The sequence below is a fragment of the Pseudoalteromonas denitrificans DSM 6059 genome (genome assembly GCF_900112265.1).
Lineage (GTDB): Bacteria > Pseudomonadota > Gammaproteobacteria > Enterobacterales > Alteromonadaceae > Pseudoalteromonas > Pseudoalteromonas denitrificans.
This window is the reverse complement of the sequence record NZ_FOLO01000038.1, coordinates 29,923-36,077: the sequence shown is the minus strand read 5'-3', so window position 1 is coordinate 36,077 and position 6,155 is coordinate 29,923. Positions and strand designations below refer to the sequence as shown.

The window sequence follows — 6,155 nt, the reverse complement described above, 5'->3', positions numbered from 1 at the left end:
AAGTTGAAGCACCTGTTGTTGAAACCGTTACTGCTGAAGTGAAAGCACACACACCAACATTAGTTTATGGTCATGCAACAGCACCGATGACAACACCTGTTTCTGTTGCGATCCCAGCTTCTAATACAGTACCTACGGCAATGCCAAATGAATTACGTCCAGCTATTGCAGTAAGTTCTCAAGCTTGTGGTTCTATTGCACCTGTTGGTCATGCAAAGTCTGAAATGACAGTATGCTAAATATCATCAATTAAGTTCTTTTGAGCTTAAAACGATAAAAGGCTTCTACTATTTTTAGAAGCCTTTTTTATACTTATTACTAAGACAAAAAATATATTTCATATTTTTACAATAAAAATTTAACGAACAATTACTTCTGTTATCAAACATTCTTAAACTCTTATCTTATTTAAAATATCTAATTTGATGATTATCAATAATTAAATTTCATCGCTTCAATTAACGGCCTTGTAATTATCAATATAAGTACCTTTTTCCTTGATACTACAAGCCAAAAACCCTATTTGCATAAATTTATAAAGACTGTAATATCGCCCGCTGAATTTTGATGTGATTTATTTTAAAACAAAATCCGGTCAAAGTATTATTCAAAATTAATTGAGGTTTTTATGTTATTTAACTGTCGAAGGGTGCTATTTTTAATAGCAATCTTGTTCTTATTGCCTATAAAATCTGCCATGGCAGACTCTAAAATACTGACTTATGGTCACCCTATAGCAGCTAACCAAATTTCAATACAAAGCCAAAAATATGCAAAACTAACTTCTGATAATGAGATTTCAAAACAAACTAAAAAAGAGTTTACGCATAACATAGATTTGGGTGTTTTGAATAAAAGCTTATCTGCAAACGACATTGAAATGTCAGGTAACTACTCTTATAACATTAACGGTAATTATGCCACTTTAAACGTTAATAAAATCACTAATAATCGTACCGGTGGAACAAGTGGTACTCTTACTATTGAGCTTTGGGCAACAGCGTCAGCATATAATGGCGGTAATATTAATGGTTACAGATTAGCGAGCCATTCTGTTGGGCAGCTATCCGGTGGTGGTACATTTTCCAATATAACTTCTGGCACAGTTTCATTTTCTGAACCACCAGCTGGTAGCTACTTTATGACTTTACTGGTCTCTGAATACGGTAGTGGCATTGTTGATCATGGTACATTTAGTGATAAACGTACATTTGGTGGTAATGATGGCGGCAGTACTGGCTCAGGCATCGATATGTCGGGTAGTTTTTCCTATCAAATTAATGCTAACACCGTTTCTTTATCAGTTGATGAAATAGCAAATAATCGCAGTGGTGGCAAAAGTGGCACACTCTCTATAGAACTATGGGCTACAACAGCAGCATATACTGGGGGCGAAATTACTGGCTATAAATTAGCTGATTATACCTATGGTCAACTTACTGGCGGACAGTATGTTACCAACATTAATTCAGGTGCAATTTCCCTTTCAACACCTCCTGCCGGTACCTACCATATAAGCATGATAGTAGAAGAGTATAATAACGGCATTGTTGATTATGGTACCTTTGATGAAACCCGCACTTTTGGTGAAAATGATGGTGGTGGAACAGGTTCAGGCATCGATTTATCAGGAAAATATTCTTATGATATTAATAATAGCTCTATTACTTTAAATGCAGATAAAATTTCTAATAACCGCACTAGCGGAGTAAGTGGTACGCTTTCAATCGAATTATGGGCATCAACTTCAGTATATAGCGGGGGGAAAATTAATGGTTATAAAGTGGCTGATCATCGCCTTGGCGAATTAAAGGCAGGCGCTGCTTACGCAAATATTAGTTCAGGCACAGTCGCTTTTTCTGAACCTCCTGCTGGCACCTATTATATAACTATGTTGGTAACAGAGCATAACAATGGCATCGTCGATTATGGCACTTTTAGTGAGACACGCACTTTCGGTGGGAGCAATGGTGGAGGAACAGGAACGGGTTCAGGCTTAGATATGTCAGGTAACTCTTCTTATGAAATTAATGGCGACTTTGTTACTTTGAAACTTGATAAAATTCAAAATAACCGTATTGGTGGTAAAAGTGGTACTCTTGCGATTGAATTATGGGCTACAGCCTCTCCTTATAATGGTGGCAATATTGAAGGCTATAAACTTGCAACCTTTTCTTTAGGGCAGCTAACAGGCGGTAGCGCATTTTCAAATATCAGTTCTGGTTCAGTTGCACTCTCTAAGCCACCAGCCGGCACTTATTCTATTTCTATGTTATTGACTGAATATAGTAATGGCATCGTAGATTATGGTTCTTTTAGTGATCTCAGAACTTTTGATGATACCACAAGTTCAGGTACTGGTATTGAAATAAAAGGGAACCTCTCCTATCAATTAACCGGTGATCTTGTCACCCTAAAGTTAGATGAAATCATCAACAATAGAAATAATGGCACAAGTGGTACTTTGTCTGTCGAGCTATGGGCAAGTGAAACAGAGTTTAATGGCACCAGCATAACAGGGCATAAATTGGCAAGCCATTCAATTGGTCAGCTGGCTGCAAGTAGCTCTTTTACAAATATCAGTTCTGGCACAATAAGTTTTACTAAACCACCTATAGGTACTTATTATATCACTATGTTAGTAACTGAATATGGTAGTGGTATCGTTACATCTGCTAGCTTTAGTGACTTATATACAGTTAAAGCCGAGACTTTACCACCACCAACATTAGATACTGATACCAGTTCTGATAGTAGCAGTGGTGGTAGTTTAAACTACGCTTTGATGTTCTTTCTTTTCACCTTAATTTTTTATAGATCAAATATACTACTATTTATCTCAAAGAAGTACGGCAACAAATAAATTAAACTTAAGGAGCCATGACTTTAATGGCTCTTTCTCTTTTTTAATTCATACCTTAAAACTTAAAAACATTCATTAACTCAACAATACACACTGTGCCTGACTCACAAATCCCCTACTATCAATCAGATGTTCTACTTGTGATACAAACCATTTACCATCAATGCCATTTCTAACACCTTCCACTTTTATGATCCCCCCCGCCATGACATTAGGTTCACCAATAAATTTAAGGTCTATTGATTTTGCCATTCGATTTGCATGAGTGAGCCTGGCATTTGCCGCTAATTTTGCTGTTGCCTCATCGGCATAGGTAAAATTCAAGTCAAAACACGGCTTACCTGAACCGACTTCAACTTTTTTTCTACTTGCACTAATAAAATCATGATACCAGGCCTGGCAAGACTTATATCCCGGATACTGACTATTCAATGCAGTCCAACTTAAAAGTTGCTCCCGAACTAAAGTCACTTCTTTTAGCGCTCTGCCACTGGTGGTTTTTCCCGTACCTCTGGGTATGAAAACTAAAAAATCTTCAACAATTTTTACAATAGCATCAAAATAGCTGCCTAAGCGCGTTAAAAGTTGCATATCACTTTCATTTTGCTCAATAGCAGGTAATTCAATTGTATTTAGTTTAGGTGATAGCTTTGCTTTTAAGCCATATTTCCCCGCTATTTTATCAACCACTGATTTGAGTAATAACGGCTTTTCAGGCTCTGATAACCAGCTAAATTTAACGGGTATTTGCAATCCTTTTGACCACAGTGATTTATTGCCAAAAATAGTCAAACTATCTCTGGTCCCGTTGAGAGAAAATTCACTCACATCAAACTGCCCAAAATTAATCAACTGACTCGTATCATCTGTGGTTTCTTGCGCATACCCTAATGCAATTGCAATTGTATCTTCATCACCTGGTAGCTGAATTGGGTTTTGTCTGTGATCGTCAATTTCAATTGTACAAGTATCACTTGCTAAACCTGATTTTTGACACACTTTAACGGATACCACGCGATCCATTAATGATTGACTGATGTCTTTGCCATTTGCATTGAGAACAAACTGAGGTTTCATGAACATAAATAGCTCCTTAATCCCAAATTCTAACGATATTACTTACCTTAGAAACTGAGATTTCAGGTAAAATAATCACAATGTTTTCAGGGTATAACTCACCTAATGAAGCAAGCCCTGGATTATGCTCTAATACTTTTTCGACCACGCCAGATAAATGTCCATAATGTTTCCAACAAATATAATCAAGGCAGTCACCTTCACTGGTACGATAATTAACATTACTCATCTGAATTATCCTTTAATATTTTATTTTGTTTTCAAACGCTTTTAAGGACATTGTGAAGCTTATCTCTCTTGGATTTCCATCCGCTAAAAAGACACTTCTTTGTTCACTTATTTTTTCAATACACCAAGAGCCTAGTATTCTGCCCACACCACTATTTGAGGAAGAACCCGTTTCTATATAACACAAGGGTAAAGGTTTACCTTTACTTGCCTCTTCGCGCATCATATCAACCTGTTTCAACCCATTTTTCACAAGTTGAGGATATATAATACCTTCTATATTTAACGTTCTTTCTCCCGGCCCAATATACTGTAACAAGGGACTCGATTTTTCCGTTGGCGCAGATTTTGGATCCCAGCGATAATTAGACTCATAGTTGAGCTTATTAAAACTGGCACCACTTACCGCAAACTGGAACTCTCCCAACTTCATTTGATATTGGGTATTTGTTATTTTCATATTAAGCTACCTCATCGATGTAACGTAAACGCAAGTCACGTAGTGCATCTCGTTCTTTTGCTTCTAATATTTGCTTAATCTCTTCAGCGATTGCAGTTTTATCCATATCAGCAGTCGCATTAACATTTATTTCTGCATTGACTGTGACATTGGCAACAGAAGGGGAAATAAAATTTGATTTTTTTTCTGTACCTTTATTTGGAGAGGAGTTTGAATTCAATTTTGTTGCATCAAGCTCAGTTAAATGAATTGACTTACTTTTACTTGAATCATTTTCTGCATTTATTTTAGGTTTAACCCCCATCTCTGGGTCAGAAATTTTATTTCCAGAGAAAAAATCGTAAATTTCACCACCTAAATACTCCCCACCTTCACCTCCATGTTTACCTCCTAAATAGCCACCTAAAGGAGATAGTGCAGGGCCAACATAAGGGATCTTAGCAACAGCTTGTGAACCTAAGTACCCAACGGACATGCTACCTAAAGTTTTCCCGACTTCTTTTGATTTTTGACGCCCTGATAAATTTTCATTAAAAAGACTTTTAATAATTGAATGGACATTTAAGCCTATATCTAAAGCACCTGTAAATTTATTTACTTTCACAGCTTTATTTCTTTGAGCTGGTGAAAAATCCTTATTATCTTTTAAGGTACCTGTAGCTAAAGTTATTTCTCCCATATTTTTCTTCAATACATCAAGCATGTCTATTGAATTTGATGCGGCAGATTTAGGTTGATTCTGTGGGGAAATATTATTTACAGTTTTATGTTCATTATTATCTAAAAGACTGCTGCTTTTTGTTGTATTAGTATTATTCCTTAACTTATCTTGCTTCTCTTCATCATCAGAAAAGAAGCCACCAACAAATCCACCTATGCCTTCACCTAAGCTTTCACCACCAAAAGCGCCTAGAGCACCACCAACAAGCCCACCAATAACAGTACCAACACCAGGAATGATAGAGCCTAACGCGGCACCTGCAGCGGCGCCAGCTAACGCACCTCCGGCACCTCCAGCTGCTGCCCCTACCCCTTTAGATTTTTCAGCCGCACTCAATGAATCATCATTTAAAGTGGAGCCTATGCTAATTGCTCCCATAATTGCTGAAATAGGCGCTGCAACGCGACCTAATACTTTAGAGGCTGGACTTTTCATTAAGCTTTTAAGCATCCCCCCTTTTGACTTACCAAAAGATTTACCTAATTTATTTTGTTTCGCGGGTGATTTTTGATTTTTATTTAATTTAGTGGACTTTTCATTATCGTGATCAGAGTCATCAAGTTGATGATTGTTTTTATTCCACTTGCTATTTTTAGGCTTGTTTTTGCCACCTTTTTTCTTAAATTTATTTTTACGGCCTTTATTTTTGCGACCTTTATTTTTACCTTTTTGTTTTGATTTATTTTTTTGTTTCTTCTTTTTCTCATCTTCAATTTCATCTTCATTGTCAGAGAAAATATTATCGAATAAACCATCCATAGATTCAAAAACATCAGCAGCACCATCAAACCCAAAACCTCTTAATA

At 36.6% G+C, this 6,155-nt stretch carries 5 protein-coding genes and 1 pseudogene; 2 read left to right on the top strand and 4 right to left on the bottom strand.

The features are described from left to right. Both BM088_RS18610 and BM088_RS18605 read left to right on the top strand, forming a co-directional pair. Window positions 1–239 (top strand): hypothetical protein (locus BM088_RS18610; protein WP_177208101.1); only part of this gene is annotated, 239 nt, incomplete at its 5' end. Between the two features lie 458 nt (window positions 240–697). Further along, the gene (locus BM088_RS18605; protein ID WP_143085112.1) at window positions 698–2,863 is read left to right on the top strand and encodes a hypothetical protein; all 2,166 of its coding nucleotides are present in this window, start codon (window positions 698–700) and stop codon (window positions 2,861–2,863) included. A gap of 75 nt (window positions 2,864–2,938) precedes the next feature. Here the strand turns inward: BM088_RS18605 and BM088_RS18600 are convergent, their stop codons facing one another. The 4 genes and pseudogenes from BM088_RS18600 to BM088_RS18585 form a co-directional block, all read right to left on the bottom strand. Beyond that, the gene (locus BM088_RS18600) at window positions 2,939–3,946 is read right to left on the bottom strand and encodes a phage late control D family protein (RefSeq protein ID WP_091988153.1); all 1,008 of its coding nucleotides are present in this window, start codon (window positions 3,944–3,946) and stop codon (window positions 2,939–2,941) included. A 10-nt stretch (window positions 3,947–3,956) separates the two neighbouring features. Continuing rightward, window positions 3,957–4,169, bottom strand: coding sequence for a tail protein X (locus BM088_RS18595; RefSeq protein WP_091988151.1), 213 nt, complete (start codon window positions 4,167–4,169; stop codon window positions 3,957–3,959). A gap of 12 nt (window positions 4,170–4,181) precedes the next feature. Continuing rightward, the gene (locus BM088_RS18590) at window positions 4,182–4,628 is read right to left on the bottom strand and encodes a phage tail protein (RefSeq protein ID WP_091988149.1); all 447 of its coding nucleotides are present in this window, start codon (window positions 4,626–4,628) and stop codon (window positions 4,182–4,184) included. A gap of 1 nt (window position 4,629) precedes the next feature. Next, window positions 4,630–6,155 (bottom strand): annotated as a pseudogene (locus tag BM088_RS18585) (hypothetical protein); the annotation flags it as partial.

Coding starts and splice junctions, on each gene's coding strand:
- BM088_RS18605 (WP_143085112.1), top strand. CDS start 698: ATGGCAGACTCTAAAATACTGACTTATGGTCACCCTATAGCAGCTAAC.
- BM088_RS18600 (WP_091988153.1), bottom strand. CDS start 3,946: ATGTTCATGAAACCTCAGTTTGTTCTCAATGCAAATGGCAAAGACATC.
- BM088_RS18595 (WP_091988151.1), bottom strand. CDS start 4,169: ATGAGTAATGTTAATTATCGTACCAGTGAAGGTGACTGCCTTGATTAT.
- BM088_RS18590 (WP_091988149.1), bottom strand. CDS start 4,628: ATGAAAATAACAAATACCCAATATCAAATGAAGTTGGGAGAGTTCCAG.